Source organism: Paenibacillus sp. FSL R7-277 (assembly GCF_000517965.1).
Lineage (GTDB): Bacteria > Bacillota > Bacilli > Paenibacillales > Paenibacillaceae > Paenibacillus_AQ > Paenibacillus_AQ silagei.
The window spans coordinates 15,227-35,496 of record NZ_ASPX01000122.1 but is presented as its reverse complement, the minus strand read 5'-3'; the positions used below and the strand labels follow the sequence as shown (position 1 = coordinate 35,496).

The window sequence follows — 20,270 nt, the reverse complement described above, 5'->3', positions numbered from 1 at the left end:
GGGAGCGGTTCGGCCGAAACAAGTGCTCTTTATCCAACTGCTATGTTCTCTAGTGTGTCGGTTGCAGGAAGGGCAGCTCTCCGGCAGCTCTCCGCGATTCTAACGAAAGCTTGTCCTACCAGAATCAGCCCTCCCCTGCTCATGGTGCAAAAACCTCCGGGTTATCGCTCCGCCAAGCGCCGATGCAGCCGATTAGGCAGGCGATATAGGTTCGTAGCACTCTACCTTCCCTGCTATACTCGTATTCTAATGCGATGTTTATGCCCTCGCCCCGCCAGGCGATAATGCGGCCGGAAAATCCGGGCCATTCGCATTCTTCATCCAGCTGCGGAGGGCCATAGGCCGCGATCGCTTCCTCAGGCGAAGAGTTCATCGTAATGTCCTCAGGTAAAATGACGGGATAAGGCACTTCGTTCTGGTTGCCCGAACCAGGGGGAAGGAAGTGAATAGCGCCGATGATCCAATCATCGGGCTTCGTATACTGTAGTCCGGTCAGCTCATTGATTTTGGGTATACGGTAGAGATCCATCCTTAGAGATGCTTTGGCGCACGGGATCATGGTATCGTTGAAATAGCTCTTCGGAGCCGGCATGCGCTTAACGCCATAGGGCTTAAGCACGGCTTGGACCCTCTTGGGATCATACGGCTGGCCCAGCATGCCGATAAGCTGAACGGGCGGCTCTTCAACCCTATCCACATCCGTATCCATATCCATATTCATATTCATATTCATGTCCTCCTCTTCACCTGGCTTGTACTCTGGTCACCCGTTCCCATTATAACAAATAACGCACTCCCCTACATATCTCAAGAAGTGCGTTAACGTTTCATTTTCTGTTCTTTAACACTCAGCATCCGGTGAACAGTTACTTGGCATTCTGGAACTTCAGGCCGTCGGCATTCAGCTCGAAGCCGTACTCTTCCTAAGAGCGTTGCCCTCGCGGGAGCTTCTGCCTATCATCAGTTGTACCGCGATCATAAGTAGAGTGATCACAGCCATGCCGATCAGCGCGGGCTGGAATGAACCCGAGGCATCGTAGATACGTCCAACCGCGAGCGGTCCCAAAGCTCCGAGAAAATACCCGCCCCCCTGATTAAGCGACGACCAGGAGCTGGCCTCTTCCGCCCGCTCCGTCATTAAGAGCGGCAGCATTAGAGCCAGCGGGAATAATCCGCCAGCGCCAATGCCGAGCAGCACTGCGCTCAGCAGCGGTGAGGCTGAGCCCAGAAGGAGCAGCAGTCCGCTTAGCTCGAACAGACTGCACAGCACAAGCCATAACGTGCGCCGCTGGAATCTGGCCACCAGGATGGGCACGAGGATGCTTACCGGAATCTGTATCAAGGTGAAAAGTGTGAGTAGATTGCCCGCTTCATGCTTGCTATACCCCATGGATGCTGCCATCGGCGCCAGCCAGGCCGTCAGCGAATAGAAGATGCTCGCCATAAGACCGAAGAATAGGGTCAGCAGCCAGGCTCTGCCGTTAGCCAAGGGCAGCCGGGCATGTGCAGTCTGCTGCTTCAGCGGCTTGGACCGCGCGGCAATCCTCCACCAGACCGGGAGAGCGGCAAGCGACAAGACTGCCCATACCGCCAGGGACAGCTGCCAGGAATTGTCCAGCCAGGTATAGACCGGAACAGCCAGCCCGGCTGCGAGCGAAGCGCCCACCACCATTGAGGCGGAATACACGCTAACCATCGCTGAACGGCCGGGAAAATGACGCTTAATGAAGCCGGACAGCAGCGGTCCGGCAATTCCGATCCCTACGCCTGCTGCCAGCGCCGTCAGAATGAGACCGGACGACGAAGACAGGAACCCGCGTGCGGCTGTCGCCGCCCCGATCAGTACCATGGCCCCGAAGATCGTGCTTTCCAGACCAAAGCGGCGGCTGATGCTCACGGCAAGGGGTGCGAATATCCCCATACACAGGACTGGCAGTGTTGTCATCAGACTGGCCTGCAGGCTGTTCATCCCCAGATCACTCTGAATGTTACCCAGCAGCGGTGAGACCGAAGTGATTACCGGACGCATATTTAATGAGGCTGCCAGCAAGGCAACGAATAATAGTAAGAAAGGCATTTCCATCACTCCATATCAGTATTTTGTATTTAGCCTGAGTATACGGCGATGTCATATATTGATCAATACTATTGTTTGTATTATTATAATAGTAATTGACTATGATCTTATCCTGAAAGAAGTGAATTTCATGGAAACCCGCCACCTGCACTATTTCATGGCCGTCTGCGAAGAACTGCATTTCACACGCGCCGCTGAGGGACTGGGTATCAGCCAACCGACACTAAGCCAGCAGATTAAAGTACTGGAAGGTGAAATAGGCATGCCCCTGTTCGACCGGATCGGCAAAAAAATCGCTCTTACCGAAGCGGGGGCCCTCCTAAAGGACTACGCAGCCCGGATGATTCAGAATGAGCAGAATGCCAAGGCAGCGATTAATGAGCTGCGCTCCGACAACCGCGGCATGATCCGGCTTGGGGTGCTGCCCTCTGACCTGGACTACCGCCTAACTCCGATGCTGGTTAAATTTCATTCCGATTTTCCGAATATCCGGCTCCAGGTCTTCGCTTCAACGCTTATTCAACAGGAGGTGCTGGAGAACAAGCTGGACATCGGCATCTGCCTTCCGGGTCCGCGTGATTCCATGCTGACTCAAGTGGACCTGGGCTGGGAGCCTTATCATCTGATTGTCCGTGAGGATCATCCTTATGCCGCCATGAGCCACATTGAGCTGTCATCACTTCAGCAGATCCAGCTTGTAATGTACCCGCGCACCTACATCGGCAGAGAACTGGTGGAGAATACCTGCCGGGAGGCAGGCTTCGGGCTGGAACCGATCATGGAGACCGGATCAGCCACCTCGCTGCTTCAGTTGGTCAAGGCCGGGATTGGCGGCACCATACAACCGCGCGGACTGCTTGAGGGCATGGAGAACAGCGGACTTTGCTCCATTTCGATCCTGAATACCGCCCCCTGCCGCAACCTCAGACTGATCTACCGGGCCGACCGCTACATCAGCCATGCCACCCATACCTTCATCAACAGCCTGCGCCGGTTCCTGATCGACAATCTCCGGCTTGAGGAATGAGCCGGGATTAGAGAAGGCGATGGACACCCTGCAATATCTGAGTCAGGATTCAGAGGCCAGACGATTGTATGAATTTTTTGAGAAAGTAAAGAATCTGGGAGCATCCTATGGGCGGGTGCCCCAAAATAAAGAGCTGTCCCAAGCAGCCATTGCATGGCCTTTAGGACAGCCCCTTTTTATGCAGAGGTTCAACATTAATCATTCAAAACTTCAATCATCTGCCTTGTCTTCGCCAGCTGCTCCACAGTTAAATCATGCTGGGCAGAAGCATATACGCTAAAGACAATATCAAGCACAAATAATTGGGCGAATCTTGAGCTGGTTGCCGCACTGCGAAGTGTGGCTTCCGGGGCACGTGATGTAAATAAAGAAACATCCGCCAGCTGGGAAAGCTTGTTATTTCCAGGTCGGGTAAGGCTGATTGTTCTGATCCCATGCTCCTTGGCCCGTCTGGTTAATTGAATGACCTCGCCCGTTTCCCCGCTATACGAAATCCCCCAGAAGACAGCATTCTCTGATTTCGTAGCCATAGCTGCCGCCAATAAATGACGGTCAGAAATAGCATATACATTTTTGCCGAGCCGCAGCCATTTCTGTGCCGCATCCTCTGCAATAATGAAAGACGCCCCTATCCCATACACATAAATAACCTCTGCCTGCTGTAACAGGCTCACGGCCTGCTCAATCGAATGCGCGTCCAGTTGACTGGCCGTATTCTGAAAGGTCAATATGGTATTGGACAACATTTTATCAATGATAGAATGCACCGTCTCATTAGATTCAACATCAAAGTAGCCGACATAACTCGTGTTCTCTACTTCAGCGGATAAGCGGATTTTGAGCGCGGGGAAGCCCTCGATGCCCAGCGACCGGCAAAAACGGACAACCGCCGCACTGCTCGCCTCCGCTTTAGCCGCTAACTCATGTATGCTCATATGCATCACTTCTTTAGCATTGGCAAGAATGTACTCCGCTACTTTTTTTTCGGATTCCGGCAGTTCATTTAAGACCAGTTCAATTTGAGAAATCATGCTTCCTGCTGCCAAGTTCTAAACTCCTCTCCTCAGTCTATTCTCCTTATTGTAACAAAATAGAGGGGAGTAATCATTAAGTAGCAGCTGTGAAACTAAAGCGTCTTCCGCCTTGTCTGACGTAGTCTAATAGAGGAAGGTCCTCTTCTATCACATGACCAATCACATTAACCGCTTCATGTGCCGGCAGATCTCTTAGTGTGATCTGTAGCTCATGCTCATAACGGCCATACAAATAATTATCTACGGTAATCGTTCCTCTGGGCCGCTCGTTCGTATGCATAGGCGCAATACTTCGGGTCATTCCATAACGTTCCCGATCTGTCCGTGCACTCTCAGAGCGAATCACATCACGGGCAGCGTCAAGGCGGTTCCGGTGGACCTTATCCCATAAGGCATAAGGTAATTCTTGGGTTACCCGCAAAGGAATAACCCCTTCCTCATACCGCTGAAATTGAATCTGAGACCCTTCTGAGAGGGTTAAATCGCCAACGAAAATTTTGTCCACGGCACAATCTTGCTCTAATTCCAGGTATGCCAGAAAAGAAGAATGATTCCGGTGCTTCTCTAAGGTAGGCAGACTTTGAAATAACGGTTTTCTCTTCAGCCCGTCTCCCGGAATAAAGGCCATCGTCGTAATCCCTTCGGCTTGCAGCCACCTGTTCTTCGCTATGAACGATTCTTTATCCAGACCTGTCTCCGGGCGGGGATAATAATTATGCCAGGCTTCAATGTTCTCAAGACAAATATGATGCTCTTTTAAGTCAGCCAAGAACTCTGGGGTTAAGGTGCTGGCATTTAAGGCAATTTTCAGTTGTTGTGAGTAGGCTGCAATTTCATCGGCGCTAAATCCAAAATCCATCCGCAAACCTGTAACACCAGCATCCAACAGAAAGGGTAACGAAAAGTTCTCCAATGCCTTCCCGGAAATATCCGCCATCAGGTCCATTCCTAACCTCCGAGCAGCGGTTGCAATCTCCAGCAATTTCTCCTTCAATTCTCCGAACTCATCTTCCGGCATATGAAGAGAGGTGAATATTTCGGTATAGCCTGCAGCCTTCATGTGTTCCATATACTTCACGTTGTCTTCTAACGTGCGGTCCGCCGCAAAAATTGAAATTCCGAGCACTGGAATCACCTCAATATCTCAGGGTCGCTTAATCCTGTTCTGCCATAGCCTCTTTGGGTGTACCGAAGAGATAAGTCGCGATAAATCCGCCAGCGTAAGCTGCAATTAAGCCTATTACGTATTTCAGCCATAATCCATTCGCAATCAAGGGAATTAACGCAACCCCGGAAGGACCAATAGCAATGGCTCCAACGTTGCCGAATAATCCAATGACCGCACCACCAATCCCGCCGCCAATACAAGCTGTAACAAACGGCCGGCCCAGCGGTAAAGTAACCCCGTAAATCAATGGCTCGCCGATTCCCAGAATACCGACCGGAAGAGCGCCTTTAATCATGTTCGTCAATGATTTATTCTTCTTGCAGCGAATCCATAAGGCGATGGAAGCTCCAACCTGACCTGCCCCAGCCATAGCCAGCATCGGAAGCAGTAGCGTCATCCCTGAATCATTGATCATCTCAATGTGAATCGGCGTCAATACCTGATGCAGCCCTAGCATCACAAGCGGCAGGAACGCTGTTCCTAATACAAAGCCTGAGAATGCTCCGCCCACTTCTAACGTCCAGTTAATCGCTCCGATTAGATTACTGGAGATGAATCCGGCGAACGGCATGATGAAAAAGATTGTAATCAGTCCTACGGCCAGCAAGGCAATTGTAGGGGTAACGATAATATCAACCGCATCAGGAATCACTTTACGCAAATATCTCTCCACGATGGACAGAATCCATACGGCGATGAGAACGCCGATCACCCCGCCTTGACCCGGTGTCAGAGGTGTACCCGTAAATATATTAGTAATGGTCAGGTCCGCTGTAACCCCTGTTAACAGTGTTACCCCGCCGATTACTCCCCCGAGAGCAGGCGTAGCTCCGAATTCTTTGGCAGCGTTAATACCGACATAAATCACCAGGTAACTGAAAATCGCATTTTTGATGACATTTAAGATCGTCACATATTGCTGCCAGGTTGCTGTGTCTAAATTACCCGCTGTCATATTGTTCGTCAGAATGGAGCCAATACCGGCAATTAATCCGGCTCCAACGAATGCAGGGATAAGCGGGATGAATATATTTCCGATCTTCCGCAAAAAGTTTTTGAACGGCGTATCATTCTTCTTTTTTAGCTGCGCTTTCATTTGTGCGCCTTTGGCCTGTAATTGTTCAGCCGAAGTTGACGGATCGCCCTCAGGACTGCTTGCTTCCAACACTTTACCGAATTCTTCAGCGACTTTGGTTACGATTCCCGGTCCGAGAATGACTTGATAGGTTTCATCATCCACTACTCCCAGAACCCCGTCGATTTGCTTCAAGTCCGCTTCAGCGATCCGGCTGCGGTCCACAACGGTTACACGAAGACGAGTCATGCAATGGGTGTACTCGGATACATTTGCACGGCCGCCGATGGCCCCTAATATGTTGACCGCTAAATCATGATATTTACTCATGTTGTAGCCCCCTTCTTCTTATCGTATTATTGAATCGCCTGACGGACGAAGCCTTGTGATGCTTCCAGCCGCTGCACAGCTTCTTCCTTAGTTAGCCCCGCAAGGATCATCACAATGGCAATCTTCGGCTTCTGATCTGCCTGCTTCAGAACACGCTCTGCCGTTTCAGCGTCACACTCAGTCGCATCCATCACAATCCGTTTGGCACGTTCTACAAGCTTTTCATTGGTCAGCTGTACATCCACCATTAAATTTCCATATACTTTGCCCGTACGAATCATCGAAGCGGTGGAAAGCATGTTGCAGATTAATTTCTGCGAACTCCCCGCCTTCAAACGTGTTGACCCGGTTAACACTTCCGGTCCGTTTACGACTTCAATCGCAATCCCGGCAATTCTGCCAATCGCTGAATCTTTGTTACAGCTCACAGCTACAGTGGGTGTTCCAATAGAATTCGCATATTCTAATCCGCCGATCACATAGGGTGTGCGTCCGCTGGCAGCAATGCCGACGACAACATCTTTGGCTGTCAGCTTAATATCCTGTAGATCCTGCACCCCTAATTGTTCATTGTCCTCCGCACCTTCGACGGCTTTGATAAACGCTCTCTCTCCCCCGGCAATTAGCCCGATGACCTCCTCAGGTGCTGTTCCAAAGGTTGGCGGACATTCAACAGCATCCAGCAGGCCGATACGTCCGCTTGTTCCAGCCCCCATATAAATTAAGCGTCCACCTTGTCTGATCGCCATTGTAATCACTTCCACAGCTTCGGCAATCTGCGGAATGACTTGTTTCACAGCTTGTGCGACCTTGTGATCTTCTTCATTCATCACTTCCAAAAGCTCAAGCGGTGTTAACTCATCCAGGTTCATGGTCTTCTTATTGCGGGTCTCCGTTGTCAAATGCTCTAACATGATTTCCATCATCCTTTTCCGTTTATGAAATCGCTCTCTAAATGCAGAATACCATTACTGAAATATTATTTCAACATAATTATTATTTTATTAAAATTAAATATCAATAAGAAATTGAACACACACAAAAACAAACCCCTGCGATGCACACAGGAGCTTGTTCATGTATCCTTCTTCTATATTTTCCCCTTTACGCCTCCAGCAAACACCGCCTAACCGATATCCAACGGATCAATTCCGAATTCCTTGTAGAGGATAGCTAATGAACGCTTCACGTTTCTTGGCATTCCAGTCCATTGTGCCGCCAATGGCATCATTAACGAACCGCAAAGGTATGTATAGCTGCTTATTCACCTGCTGGAAGGCAGCGGAATAGGTGATCTGCTTCCCGTTCACAGTGGCAATCCGGCTGCCGATCTTCATGCTGCCTGTCGTGAGCAGGTTGTTAATGGTGATCATCCTCGTATGTTCATCATAACTAATTGTAGCCCCGCTGACATATAGCTTGTCCAGTGAGAGCATCACGGTACCATTCATCAGTGTGGCTCCCCCTGCGGAGGTATTGATCGGCGAGTTATTAAGATAGATATGAATAGCGGGTAATTGGGCGGATTGGGTGGAACCGGAAGCTGCGGCAGCCGGGGCCGGGGAATGAGCAACACCCGTGACCAGAACGCTAAGACCAATAATCTGCATGATTTTTTTAAAAGTGATCATAATGTGCCCCTCCTCTCTCAGAAAATACCATATTCCACATCATAGCATAAAGCGGATGGAACAGCAGAATATTACATGGTAGACTGAGAAAAAAATGCCCGCATTCATCAGTTGGATGAAAAGCGGACCTGGGAGAGAGCTTCAAATGGCAAAATGGGATAATATGCTGGCTATGCTATGGATGCTGCGGTCCGGCAAAAAACTCACTGCCGCACAGATTGCGGACAGTCTGGAGATCAGCATCCGTACCGTGTACCGGTATATCGACGCGCTTGGCGCCAGCGGCGTCCCGGTGGTTGCCGAATCTGGACATGACGGCGGAGTCCATATTCTGGAGAGCTTCAGTGAGACGCCCCTGTTCTTCAACGCGCTAGAGCTGAAGGCACTGGTAGATGCTTATAAATTCGCGGTAGGCGCAGGTTATCCTTATGCGAGGGAGCTGGAGAGCGCCCTCAAGAAGGTGGAGAATGGATTGCACGAAGAACAGCGCCATGACTTGTCGCTGCTAACCAGCGGCCTCGATGTCATTGCCCCGTCCCGTCCGCCGTCTGTCGTCCCTTTGCTGCGGGAGCTGGAGCTGGCTGTGAAGGCGGGACAGACCATTCACCTCACCTACCGGAAAGAGAATGCTGCACAGGATGAAGAGCGCGAAGTCGATCCGTATGGTCTGGCTTACGACCGTTCGGAATGGTACATGGTTGGATTCTGTCACCGGGCACAGGCCATACGGACCTATCGTGTGGACCGTATTGTCAATCTTGCATTAACGGATGCCTGCTTCCCTAAGCCGGCCCCCTTCTCGGTATCTGCCTATTTCCGCAGCCAGCTGGAGCCGGAACATGAGGAAAACGCCCTTCTAGTCGTGATCCGTATCGAAGGGGAGCCGGATACGCTAAACAAGCTGTGCAGCAATTGGCATCTGCGTCACTACTTGACGGAACGGACCGACCGGGAAGCGCGGTTCCTGCTTGATGTTCCGTCCATGAACAAGTACCTGCCCAAGTATCTGTTAAGCTTCGGTACTTCCATTCGTATTCTGGAGCCGGTGGAGCTGAAGGAGCAGATCCAGGAATTGGCCTGTGCGATTAGCAGACATTACATGAACGATGCGGATTGAACTTCACTGACAGCCCTAATCCAAGGTCCCCCTTAGAAGACCCTGCCAAATGAAGCAGCTCCTGCGGCATATTCGCTGCAGGAGCTGCTTTTTCACCTTGTACACTGAGGATTTATTGCAATTAAGCGCCTGCCAAGGCCGTGACCTGAACCTTAAGTTCATTGACCTGCTTGCGCATGTCTTGAGCTTCCTTCTGCTGCTTCTGGACTACCGTGGTCAGTACGCCGATGATGTCCATCAGCACTACAGACTTATGATCGGCAGTGGAGAAAATCTGCGGCACATCCTCGGCAATGAAGCCGATATTCTGCTTTTTTCCGTTCTCTGTCTTGTAGTTGAAGGTCACCGGCTTCAGCTTGTTCAGCAGCTCCAGCGCCTTCTTCACCGGCAGGCTGGCGATGTTCTCCTTGTAGGTCCGGGAGGAGGTCTGCGCGAAGTTCGTTGCCCTCACATTGCCGTCCACATCCAGCTTGTAATCATCGGCCGGAGCTTTGCCAATTCCGATATTGCTGCTGGAATCTACCGTTAATGCACCTGCAACCTGGACAAGCTCATCATAGACTGAATCCTGGGTGACCAGATTCAGCATACTCCCCTCAATGCCCGCCTGCCATACATTAGCCGCAGTATCCCAGAGAATCCGTGCGTTCTTATCCTTGCCACGGGCAACCTCAATGCCTTGGGTGATTACCAGGCTGCCGCTGATCTTGGCATCCTTCACGGTCAGTGTATCGCTGAGGGTCAGGTCCTTCACTGACAGCGCGCCGCTGACTGTGACGTCCTTAGCAGTGAACGATCCAGTCACTTCGGCATCCGCAGCCGTTAATAAGGTGTTGATTACAGCTTTCTTTGCATTCAACGTTCCGCTGACCGTAGCCTCCTTCACCTCGGCTGTGCCACTCAGCATTGCGTTGTTAGCGGTTAACGAACCGTTCACAACGGCGTCAGTGACCGTTAACTTCCCGGATACTAGGGCATTGCCGTTCACATCCAACTTGGCGGCTGGTGCGGCGGTGCCTATCCCGATATTACCGGAAGCCACCTTCACCACAGCGTTCAGATCCGTAAGCTCCTGATGCGTATGACCGCTGTAAGCGAGCTGCTTCAGGCTGCCCGCAAGTCCCAGCTGCCATTCAGCCAGTGCTTCGTTCCATACGATCTGCGCCTTGGCGCCTGTGCCCCTGCCCACATCGATCCCCTGGCTAAGAGTCAGGCTGCCCGTAACTGCAGCGTCCTTCGCGGAGAACGTTCCGCTTACCTCGGCATCCGTAGCCGTTAATACGCCGCTGACGTTGGCGCGCTTAGACGTTAACGTTCCGCTGACTGTCGCGTCAGCAACGGTTATACGGCCGGACACAGCCGCATTGCCGTTCACCTCAAGCTTGGCCGTTGGCGCTGCGGTGCCGATTCCGACATTTCCGGAGGCGATCTTCAGCACTCCGGTCAGCTCCGACAGCTCCTGGTGCGTATGGCCGCTGTAGGAGAGCTGCTTCATGCTTCCTGCAATACCCGCCGTCCAGACATCCTGGGCTTCATCCCAGAGCAGCTGTGCCTTCTGATCCGTTCCCCTGTCCACTGCAATCCCATGGCCTAGCGTAAGACTTCCGTTGACGGTGGCGTCCTGTGCAGTGAAGTCTCCGCTGACCGTGGCATCCTGTGCGGTGAAGCCTCCGCTGACCGTGGCATCCTGTGCGGTGAAAGCTCCGCTGACCGTAACATCCTTAAGTGCAGCCAGGCCGCTGATCTTTGCACTTGCTGCTGCCAAGCCGCCGCTTAGCGAAGCCTCTGTAACCGTCAATGATCCGCTGACAACGGCATTCCCTTTGACCTCCAGCTTAGCAGCCCGGGCATCCGTGCCAATCCCGACATTGCCTTCGTCAACAGTGATGGCCCCCGACAGTGAAGCATACTCGGGGTGGGTATGGCCCTTGAACTCAATAGCCTTCAGGGTATTCGAGACTCCGGCCAGCCACTCATCGGCGGTCTCATCCCATAGAAGCTGGGCTGGAAGAGCGGTCCCGCCGCGGAATACCTCCAGACCGGCATTTTGGACAATCGGGGTGTTCTGAGGAGCATATTTGTTGACTCTTATGATGTTGTCTTCTACCTCAAGGGTAGCCGCATTGATCGTCACAATGTCGCCATTCACCGTCAGATTGCCGTTCACGGTCAGATCTTTGGATATGGCGGCGCTGACTGCGCTAAGCTCCCCGCGGATTACTGTATTCCCTTGAACATCAAGCTTGGACTTAGGGTCAGGGCTTAAGGTTCCGATGCCGACCTCTCCGTTTTTGGTTACACTGAACAAGCTGTCTCCGCCAGTTGCTCTAACATCCAGCAGCGCCAGCGGAACCGTGGTTCCGATGCCGACATACCCCTTCGCATCCGAGAACAGGGCGATCGTGTTACCGAGCGAATTGAACAGCTTGTTCTGGCCGCCCTTCCCTGTTCCGAATTCAGAGAAGGTGACCCCATCACCATAGAACCAGGCATTCTGCTCATTATTCCAGTAGATCCGGGCATTCGGCTGAAGAATTCCGTCTTTGTTCAAACCGCGCGGAGCTTCAAACCCTCCGGCAGTAACATTCCCGGAGATAACTGCATCCTTACTAATCACAGCACCAGCTGCATCAATCCCTTTGTTAAAAGAAGCTGACCCTTCAAATACAGCATCACTATGAGCGGTCAGCTTACCTGAGAAGGAAGCCGCTCCAGAGACCTCTGTCTCTGTCCGGAAGACCGCCTTGCCTGCCACATCCAGCACCTCGGTAGGATTATCCGTACCCACTCCCATCTTGCCGCTGCGGGTCAGACTGAGTACCGTTCTGCCGGCAGTACCCAGCTTCCAGCGGTCCTTGGCCCACTTGATCTGCGCGTTGGTCTCGGTTCCCTGCTGCACCTCGATGCCGTCTCCAACCGTCACTGTTCCGGCAATTGCCGCGCTGGCGGCAGTCACTGCTCCTGTAATCGCGGCACCCGCAGCCTTCACTGCGCCGGAGGCCTGGACATTGCCTGATGTATCCACTACCAATGCCGCACTGTCTGTAGGTGTTGCAAGCTGCCACTGGGACTTGACCTCATCCCAGGCAAGCTTAGCCGGATTCTCATCGGCGCCGCGATAGACCTCAAGTCCGCCACCTGCAAGCGACTTGACTGTACCGGCATCCTTGTTGACAGTAATCCAGGGACTGCCGATGTCCAGCTGATCTGAGGCGATTCTGGCGGAGGCTCCCCGGATTTCCAGATCTCCGGCTACCGTCAGATGACCGCCCACCGTCAGGTCATGGTGAACATTCACATCCCCTTCGGCGCTGGCGCTGAGTGCCAGGATGTCGCTCTTCGGGTTGTACAGCTGACTATGGAGATGCAGAGCATCTGCACTCGCCATCTGTGTCAGCTTGTCCCAGGAGCTGCCGCTGGCGACATTCTCCAGAGAATTCCCGATACCCACCTTCCACTTCCGCTCGCTTTCGTTCCAGAACATTCTGGCAGGGGGCTGCGCTTCTCCCCGGAACACTTCAATGCCGCTCTCAGTGGCTGGCGGGGTATCCCCTGCGAATTTGTTGATCTCAATGACGTTATTGGTGACGACCAGATCTTCACGGTTAAGCGTTGTCGTGGTGCCTTTGACGATTAGGTTGCCGTCTACCTTAACCAGGCCCTGAACCGCCAGACCTCCGCTGACCTCCGCCCCGTTATTGACGGTCAGGGAGCCCTGCACCTCAGCATCATTGATCATTTCAATATCACCATCTGCAGTAACCTGGACAGCCGTGTTACCCGCGCTATCGCTCAGGGAATTATGCCGGTGCAGGCCATCGGCATCCGAGCTGACCCCTCCGGTCAATGCGTCCCAATTGCTCCCGTAGGCAATATTGGACAGCTCGTCGCCCAGTCCCAGCTTCCATCTGCCATCCGTCTCGTCCCAGAGCAGCTTGGCGCTCGGGTTCAGCTTGCCCCGGTAGACCTCAATGCTGCTTTGCTTCAGGGAGGAGCTGTTCCCCTCGAATTTATTGAGCTCAATCCGGTTGCTGACTACCACCAGATCTTCCTTTTTGACGAAGGTAGTGGTGCCCTTGACCGTCAAATTGCCTTCAATCGTGGCCGAGCCTCCGACACTCAGATCGGACTTCAGCGTTGTACTGCCCTTGGCTAGCAAGGTACCGCCGAGCTCCAGATTCCCGGATGCCGACAGCTTTCCCTGCCCGTCAGCCGACAGAATCGTTCCGCCGGACGGTGTGCTCAGTGTGCTGTGCTTGTGGGAAGCATCCGCCACAGACCCGCTGGTCAGCGAGTCCCATTTGTTCCCGTAGGGAATGTCGGACATACTGCCTTCAAGCCCGATTTTCCACTTGCGTTCTGCTTCGTTCCACTCCATGCGCGCTGCCGGAAGCTGGCTGCCCCGGTAGACATCAAGCCCTCCCTTGTTGCCAAGAGCTGTGTGATCTTCCGCCTTATTGACCGTCAGGAAGCTGTCCGCCACCTCCTGCTCGACCTTCCGGATCACCACCTCTTCTTCCCGGACGATCAGCTTGTTCACGGTCAGGGTCTCGCCGACCATCAGCTCATGGGGGATATTCACATTGCCGTCGGCACCAATCTCCAGCGCAAGCAGGCTCTTGTCTTCGTTATGGAACTGCCTGTGGGTATGCAGAGCATCTGCGTTCCGGTTGCCGCCGGTCAGCTCTTCCCACTGCTTCCCGTCAGGAATATTGGTCATATCCCCATTGGCAGTGCCGGTCTGCCAGGATTTCGCGGCTTCATTCCAGGCAATCTTGGCATTGGGCAGCGTGGCTCCCCGGAAGACCTCCAAGCCATCCTGCCGGGATACAAGTGTACCGGATACACTCATCCCCCGGTCAACCAGGACCGTACCTGAATCGTCCGTACGTAGTGCCGGCTTGCCGTCCGCAGCATTCAGCTGGCTGTGGCTATGCAAGCTGTCCGCATTCGCGCCGTGATGCAGCTGCTCCCAGTCTGCGCCGTAAGCAACCTTGAACATGCCGCTGGCCTTGTCACCCTCCAGCGCTTCGGTTCCGATCATCCAGCTCTCATTCTTCTCATCCCATTGCAGCTTGGCACTGGAATGATCCTTGCGCAGGATCTCAAGGCCCATCCGGTCTTCTTCAGCGGCATTCTGATTCAGGGTAACCTTGCTTCCGCCGATGATAACCTGGGGAACGTCCAGCACCGCCATTCCTCCGCTGACTTCAATCCCTTGCTTCGCGGAGAGGGGCCCCTCCATAGTCGACGCGCCGGAGACCTCCAGATCGCCGGACTCATTCACCTTGAACACCGCTGCGCTGCCCGAGGTTACTGATAGCGTGCCGTCTATATCCACCGCTCCATAAGTGCTGATGGCTCCCGCCTTGATATCGCCAGTGAACTCCGTCAGCACAGCGTGAACATTGAGCCGGCTCCCTGCCTCACCGTCCAGTTCCTCCGAATTGCTAAGAAAGGGCGTCTCGGGCTTCTTCTCTTTGCCGATAATGATCTGATCTGCCTTAAGCACCGTCCCGCCTGCCGCCCTCGTCACCAGCTGAGACCCGTCTACATCCGTCTCATAGATCCCGCCGATCGTTAAGGACCCGTCCTGGGAATGCTTCAGATTCACACGGGCCAGCAGGATATTCTGGTGTACATCTGCGGGCTTCCGGGAGCTTATATCAATGTTCGCCTGCTCCAGCACATGGATGGGGTTGCCTCCGCCCTTGAGCAGATCTGTATCCGTCAGCTTTTCCTTATAGCTGATAGAAATATAGATCTGATCCGAAGTGCTGTACCCGGAGAGATTAATCACCCGATCCGGGTGAGCGTCACTGACCATAATTTCCTGGCTGATCTCCTCATTGTGCTCCGGGTCGGTGACACGGTTGAGGGCAAAGCCCGGAGCGATCTCAACGGTTATCCCGTCCCGCATGGTGACCTTAAGACCATCCACGACTCCCCAATCATGAAAATGACGGTTGTGCAGCTGCCGCACACGCTTATGGTAATTCTGATCCAGCGTCAGATCCTCTTCCTTCAGCAGCAGCCCGTTGAAATAATTCATGCGTTTCATATCCTTTGGCACAATCCCACTCCTCCCGGCTCTTCATAGTTACAGCTTGCTTAGGCCTGAACGGACTCCTCTTCTGCGGCAGCCAGCTCCTCCAGCACCTGAATGGCCCCGCTGATGCGTGTTAAGGTATATCCCAGATTGGTACGCTTCTCGTCCAGCTCCTGGATCATCTGCCGCCCGGTTTCAAGCTCTGCCTTCAGTTCGTTCATGCGTGCTTCTAATTGTTCTTTCATGAGTTCATCCTCCTAAGGTTTAGGCACCCTGCAGGGTGTCGATTTGTTTTTGCATTCTTGTGATCGCTTTCTGCTGATCCTTCATCACGCTGGTCAGCACAGCAATGATATCCATCCCGCTGATCGCCCGCTGCTCCGGATCGGCCAGAACGGCCGGTACTTCCTCCGCAATGAAGCCGAGGGTCTTCGGCTTGGTGCCTCCTTTGTATTTAAAAGAGACCGGGTTCAGCCCGTCCAGCAGCTGCTTCGCTTCCTTGACCGGAATGTCAGCAATATTGTCCTTCAGCTCGCGCGAAGACCACCAGTACATGCTGCCGTTGGCATAGACCCCGCCGCTGGCATGAAGATAGATGCGGTCGCCGGCATCATTAGAAACTCCGATGTCCAGCACGCAGTTCTCCCCGCTGGTCGGATAGTACTTGATCCAGGCGGAGTCGCCGCTGCCACCCCCGGGATCGGACGGGAAGATAATCCCGTTGTTGCCGCTGCCTGCGCTGGGGATCAGGGCATTTCTCACTTCCAGGCTGCTATGGACAGAAGCATAGGACCAGTCGTTGCCGTAGTTGAGCACCAGATGGCTGCCATTGTCGACCAGCGCCCGGCCGGGAGTCCCTCGGCGTCCGGGATAACCGATGTAGAAATCAGCGCAGCGGACAATGGCGGCGAATTCCTCAGCTACATCCAGCTTTTTGAATTTGCCGGCGAAGTTGAATACCTCTGTCTTGATACTGCCTTTGATCTCAAGGTCGCCGCCAATATAGGCGCCCCCCTTCACCTGCAAGGAGCCATTCACATCCAGGTTATCCCAGATAGAGACTCTGCGGACTCCTGATTTCCCGTTTCCCGCGATCATCAATGAATTGTAGTTCGTAGTATCGTTACTGATCTCGGCATGGTTGGGCGATTGACCTGTGAAGCCTGTCCAGCCAGAGGTGAAGCGGACCGGATTCTGGCCGCTCAGGATACGCAGCTCCCCGGCCACATCCAGCTTATCGGCTGGCTCCAGCGTTCCGATGCCCACATTGCCGGAAGCGATCAGGGAGATATGATCACTCCTGTCATTGGAGGTGCCGATCTCCAGCGTGCAATCCTCACCTGTACGGGGATAGTACTTGATCCACGCCTGATCCGACCCGCCTCCGCCCGGATTGGCCGGGAATATAATACCGCTGTGCGCCCCGTTCCCCGTGCTTGGAATAATCTCCTGGGAGGCCTGCATTGTCCCGTTCACATACAGAAATCCGTTCACATCCAGCCGGTCCCAGATGGCGACCTTTCGCTTCTGCCCGGCAGAGTTGTTGCCGACAATCATCAGCGCCTTGTAATCTGTAGTATCGTTACAGATCTCCGCACCGTTCATCTGCTTGTCGGGAAAGCCCGTCCAGGCGGAGGTGAAGCGGAGCGGGTTCCGGCCGCTGAGCAGGCGTACGCTGCCCTCGACATCCAGCGAATCCTCCAGTACCTTCTGCGGGCCGATGCCGACATAGCCGTTCTTATTCCAGGAGAGCGCCTGCTTGTCTGTGCGGGAGCCGTCGGCGTTAACCGTCCGGGTTCCGAGGGCCCCGCCGCTGCCGCCGAATACTACCGGACCATCCACCTCTGCCGCAGCGAAGGGCTTCCCGGCTCCGAACCAGCCCAGGCCATGCGAATGGTCAACCGTGTCCGGGTTCGTTCCTTTCAGCAGCAGGATTCTGTCGTCCTGCAGGGCAAGATCAGCATCACTGTACAGCTTGCCCGCCCCGGTGAAGCCGAAGCTTTGGCCTGCTGATGAAGACAGCTTACTGTGCCGGTGCAGCAGATCAGCGAATTCTGATTTGATCAGGCTGTCCCACTCATTGCCGTAGGCAATGGTCTTAAGATCGTTGCCGAGCCCGGCCTTGAAGCATTTATCCTCCTCCACCCAGACAATCCGTGCATCATGCTTGCCCCCGTCGCCCCGGTATACTTCCAGGCCGCCATCACGCGCACCGGGGAATACATAGTTCGGATCATCCGTGTTAGGGCTGTTCACCTCAACGAAGCTGTTCATAATCCGCATCTCGCTCTGGGCCTTGTCCTTGCTCTTCAGAATCAGCTCGCCCTCAATTGTCAGCGCTCCGGCCACACTCATAGCCCCTGTGAAGCGGGTCTCGGGAGCTCTGATCTCCAGCACTTTACCGGCCTGCAGTGTAGTCATAGACGGCATCGCTGCCAGAACGGCTTCACTCAGCCCCGCGCTGTCCATGCTGTCTTCACTCTGAACCGGGATCACCAGCTTCTCCGTGACCAGCTTCTTGCCGGCGGCACCGGCATAGGTTCTTAAGGGCGTCCGGGCCGCATCACTGTCGTAATCGTAAATACATGTACTGTCGATGGTAATGCCTGCCCCTTCTGTGCGGGGAACCACCCGGGCCAGAAGGATCGTATCGGTACCCTCAGGCTTAGTGGTTCCGTGACTGATTTTTCCCCGCTCCCAGATATGGATCTGTTCCCCTTGACCACGCTCAATGCTGCGTTCGGCCCCCACCTCTTCGTAGCTGACCCAGATGTAGATATTCTCATTGGCGTTATACTCGGAGAGGTTGACCGGATTATCCGGATGCCCCTCATAGATCAGGATTTCCTGGCTGATGCTCTCATACTTGTCACCGTTCTTGACCAGCACCAGATTCAGGGCAAGCCCCTCCGCAATACTCACTTTCATGGATTCCCCCGGCTTCGCCGAGGGCAGTACCTTAAGCCCACAGACAATCCCCCAGGTATGCAGATAACGGTTATGCAGACGCTGCAGGCGCAGGTGAAACTCCTGATCGAGCTTATAATCCTCAGCGTTCAGGAAGAGCCCGTCAAAGTAGCTCATTCTTCTTAATTCTTTTCCCATGATTCGCTTGCCTCCCGGTCTATAATCTCTATTGCTCTGTCATACCCCCGACTAAGGTCTCCATCCCCACACGCCCATAGACCCCCAGACGCATAGACGGGACTTCAATATTCAAGCTGGAATTGGTGTAAAAGGGCCGCTCCTTCCGGATCACCTCCTGCAAATTCCGCACCTTCTGCTGCAGCAGGCTCCGGCTGTACGCCGGGAGGATGATATGGACGGAGAAGTAGCTCGGCTCGGCCGCCCCAACCATCGTATTGATACCTATACGCCGGGCATTACCGAGACGGACAGGCTCCTCGTAGCTATAGATACGGATGGCCGCCTCTTCACCGGCGTGAACCTGCAAATATTCGGCCAGACCGCCCAGGGTGCCGCGTTTCTTGTAGAGCTGGACGATGCTGCTAATCAGCTTGCGGTTAACGGTGCTGCGTGTGTCCGCAAGCGGAAGAATCTGCGTAGGGGCAAGCGTGCGCTCCAGGTTATCCTCCTCACCGTCATACTCTACGCCTTCGGCCAACTGGAGGCCCACCCAGCCTGCAAGCCAGGGCAGAAACTGTGAGGGAGCCGTCTGCGGATCGAAGTATTGATGCAATCCGTCCAGCAAGGCCTCCATTCCCACAGATTCCGCGCCTTCCGTCCCCGTATTGCCGGAGAGCATGGCTTCGAAGGCCTTCAGGAACCGTCCCAGAAAAAACTGTTCATCGGACTCCCCCGATTTCTGCTGGAACACCCGGGGGAGATACTCCACATAACTGTACCCGTCTGTATTGCTCATGCTTCCACCTCAATCTTCAGGTCCTTCAGCTTAAATAACTGGAATGGCAGCAGGTCGGGCGAGTCCAGAGTCACGCTGGTGACATGATCAATGCCGGCGATTCCCTCTACCAGATGATACAGATCCGAGGCGTACAGCTTCCTCCCCGGAAGCCAGCCCTGTCCGTGCTCTCCCCCGTTAACCGGGTCCAGGAACTGTACAATACTATCGTTCACGATACTCCCGATGCTCTGATTCCCGGCGGCAACCGTCATTTCGATCACAACGTCCCGGTAATCAGGCTCAACGACATGGACACGGGTCGTCAGCAGCTTGCTCTTCTCCAGGAAGGCCTTAACCTGCTGCTTGATCTCCGTCATGTCCCTGCGCAGATCCTGCTGATTCGCAGTCTGGAGCACCAGAATCACCGACACATGCCCGAAGGCTTCTTTATTCCGCCCGGTGCCGTTCTCCATATCCGTATTAATCAGACAGAGCGTTCGGACCGCAAGGTCGGGATACGTACTCCGAATCCCCGGGATATCCAGCAGGCTCTGCCTCGCCAGCAGCTGGTAATCTTCTGCCGTCACAGCCCTATAACATTCGGAGAACTGCTTCGCTCCACGGGATATTCCGCTGGCCAATGCCTCTCCGTCCTCCAGGGTGATACCCAGCAGCTTGAGGAATTGCTGCTTGCTCTCATCGGTCACCTGGTCAAGCCTGTAGAGGACCATCTCCGTGAAATAGGCGAACAGCTCCACCAGCGTAATGCCGGGATCGGAGGGATTATAGTTCGTCCATTCCGGATCGTAGAGCGGAATCAGCGCAGTGGCGTCAGCCACAAGCTGGTCAAAGCCAAGATCATCCAGCTTCAATACTGGAAGCGGCATAGGTTCTTCC

The 20,270-nt window shown here is 53.9% G+C and carries 14 protein-coding genes; 2 read left to right on the top strand and 12 right to left on the bottom strand.

The window, feature by feature from the left end:
* Nucleotides 1-139 precede the first annotated feature (139 nt).
* A complete protein-coding gene (locus C173_RS32175) occupies nucleotides 140-727 on the bottom strand; it encodes a hypothetical protein (RefSeq protein WP_235192105.1) in 588 nt (195 codons plus the stop codon).
* A 174-nt stretch (nucleotides 728-901) separates the two neighbouring features.
* Nucleotides 902-2,077: an MFS transporter gene (locus C173_RS32170; protein WP_036733409.1), complete on the bottom strand. Its 1,176-nt coding sequence runs from the start codon at nucleotides 2,075-2,077 to the stop codon at nucleotides 902-904.
* Between the two features lie 130 nt (nucleotides 2,078-2,207).
* On the opposite strand from C173_RS32170, the gene C173_RS32165 reads away from it, so the two are divergent.
* The gene (locus C173_RS32165) at nucleotides 2,208-3,104 is read left to right on the top strand and encodes a LysR family transcriptional regulator (RefSeq protein WP_036733406.1); all 897 of its coding nucleotides are present in this window, start codon (nucleotides 2,208-2,210) and stop codon (nucleotides 3,102-3,104) included.
* A gap of 194 nt (nucleotides 3,105-3,298) precedes the next feature.
* On the opposite strand, the gene C173_RS32160 is transcribed toward C173_RS32165, so the two are convergent.
* The 5 genes from C173_RS32160 to C173_RS32140 form a co-directional block, all read right to left on the bottom strand.
* Entirely contained in the window at nucleotides 3,299-4,150 is an 852-nt protein-coding gene (locus C173_RS32160; protein WP_036733403.1) for a MurR/RpiR family transcriptional regulator, read from the bottom strand.
* A gap of 61 nt (nucleotides 4,151-4,211) precedes the next feature.
* Nucleotides 4,212-5,273, bottom strand: coding sequence for a DUF871 domain-containing protein (locus tag C173_RS32155; protein WP_235192104.1), 1,062 nt, complete (start codon nucleotides 5,271-5,273; stop codon nucleotides 4,212-4,214).
* A gap of 19 nt (nucleotides 5,274-5,292) precedes the next feature.
* A complete protein-coding gene (locus C173_RS32150) occupies nucleotides 5,293-6,711 on the bottom strand; it encodes a PTS transporter subunit EIIC (RefSeq protein ID WP_036733397.1) in 1,419 nt (472 codons plus the stop codon).
* Between the two features lie 26 nt (nucleotides 6,712-6,737).
* Nucleotides 6,738-7,625 (bottom strand): N-acetylmuramic acid 6-phosphate etherase, encoded by an 888-nt coding sequence (gene murQ, locus C173_RS32145; protein ID WP_036733394.1) that lies wholly within the window; start codon nucleotides 7,623-7,625, stop codon nucleotides 6,738-6,740.
* Nucleotides 7,626-7,856: 231 nt separating this feature from the next.
* Nucleotides 7,857-8,342, bottom strand: coding sequence for a copper amine oxidase N-terminal domain-containing protein (locus tag C173_RS32140; protein ID WP_036733391.1), 486 nt, complete (start codon nucleotides 8,340-8,342; stop codon nucleotides 7,857-7,859).
* 145 nt (nucleotides 8,343-8,487) lie between these two features.
* Between C173_RS32140 and C173_RS32135 the strand changes: the two genes are divergently transcribed.
* Nucleotides 8,488-9,459, top strand: a complete 972-nt coding sequence (locus C173_RS32135) for a helix-turn-helix transcriptional regulator (protein ID WP_036733387.1) — start codon at nucleotides 8,488-8,490, stop codon at nucleotides 9,457-9,459.
* Between the two features lie 121 nt (nucleotides 9,460-9,580).
* On the opposite strand, the gene C173_RS32130 is transcribed toward C173_RS32135, so the two are convergent.
* The 5 genes from C173_RS32130 to C173_RS32110 are packed head-to-tail and all read right to left on the bottom strand — an operon-like array spanning nucleotide 9,581 to nucleotide 20,260.
* Nucleotides 9,581-15,532, bottom strand: a complete 5,952-nt coding sequence (locus tag C173_RS32130) for a tail fiber domain-containing protein (RefSeq protein WP_036733384.1) — start codon at nucleotides 15,530-15,532, stop codon at nucleotides 9,581-9,583.
* A gap of 38 nt (nucleotides 15,533-15,570) precedes the next feature.
* A complete protein-coding gene (locus C173_RS32125) occupies nucleotides 15,571-15,753 on the bottom strand; it encodes a hypothetical protein (RefSeq protein ID WP_036733381.1) in 183 nt (60 codons plus the stop codon).
* A gap of 19 nt (nucleotides 15,754-15,772) precedes the next feature.
* The gene (locus C173_RS32120; protein ID WP_036733379.1) at nucleotides 15,773-18,613 is read right to left on the bottom strand and encodes a tail fiber domain-containing protein; all 2,841 of its coding nucleotides are present in this window, start codon (nucleotides 18,611-18,613) and stop codon (nucleotides 15,773-15,775) included.
* A 28-nt stretch (nucleotides 18,614-18,641) separates the two neighbouring features.
* Nucleotides 18,642-19,391, bottom strand: coding sequence for a phage tail protein (locus tag C173_RS32115; RefSeq protein ID WP_036733377.1), 750 nt, complete (start codon nucleotides 19,389-19,391; stop codon nucleotides 18,642-18,644).
* Nucleotides 19,388-20,260, bottom strand: coding sequence for a hypothetical protein (locus C173_RS32110; protein ID WP_036733374.1), 873 nt, complete (start codon nucleotides 20,258-20,260; stop codon nucleotides 19,388-19,390). The genes C173_RS32115 and C173_RS32110 overlap by 4 nt, the downstream gene beginning before the upstream one ends.
* Nucleotides 20,261-20,270 lie beyond the last annotated feature (10 nt).

Excerpts from the sequence above, each read along its gene's own strand:
- C173_RS32175 (WP_235192105.1), bottom strand. The coding sequence starts at position 727 with ATGAATATGAATATGGATATGGATACGGATGTGGATAGGGTTGAAGAG.
- C173_RS32170 (WP_036733409.1), bottom strand. The coding sequence starts at position 2,077 with ATGCCTTTCTTACTATTATTCGTTGCCTTGCTGGCAGCCTCATTAAAT.
- C173_RS32165 (WP_036733406.1), top strand. The coding sequence starts at position 2,208 with ATGGAAACCCGCCACCTGCACTATTTCATGGCCGTCTGCGAAGAACTG.
- C173_RS32150 (WP_036733397.1), bottom strand. The coding sequence starts at position 6,711 with ATGAGTAAATATCATGATTTAGCGGTCAACATATTAGGGGCCATCGGC.
- murQ (WP_036733394.1), bottom strand. The coding sequence starts at position 7,625 with ATGTTAGAGCATTTGACAACGGAGACCCGCAATAAGAAGACCATGAAC.
- C173_RS32140 (WP_036733391.1), bottom strand. The coding sequence starts at position 8,342 with ATGATCACTTTTAAAAAAATCATGCAGATTATTGGTCTTAGCGTTCTG.
- C173_RS32135 (WP_036733387.1), top strand. The coding sequence starts at position 8,488 with ATGGCAAAATGGGATAATATGCTGGCTATGCTATGGATGCTGCGGTCC.
- C173_RS32125 (WP_036733381.1), bottom strand. The coding sequence starts at position 15,753 with ATGAAAGAACAATTAGAAGCACGCATGAACGAACTGAAGGCAGAGCTT.
- C173_RS32120 (WP_036733379.1), bottom strand. The coding sequence starts at position 18,613 with ATGGGAAAAGAATTAAGAAGAATGAGCTACTTTGACGGGCTCTTCCTG.
- C173_RS32115 (WP_036733377.1), bottom strand. The coding sequence starts at position 19,391 with ATGAGCAATACAGACGGGTACAGTTATGTGGAGTATCTCCCCCGGGTG.
- C173_RS32110 (WP_036733374.1), bottom strand. The coding sequence starts at position 20,260 with ATGCCGCTTCCAGTATTGAAGCTGGATGATCTTGGCTTTGACCAGCTT.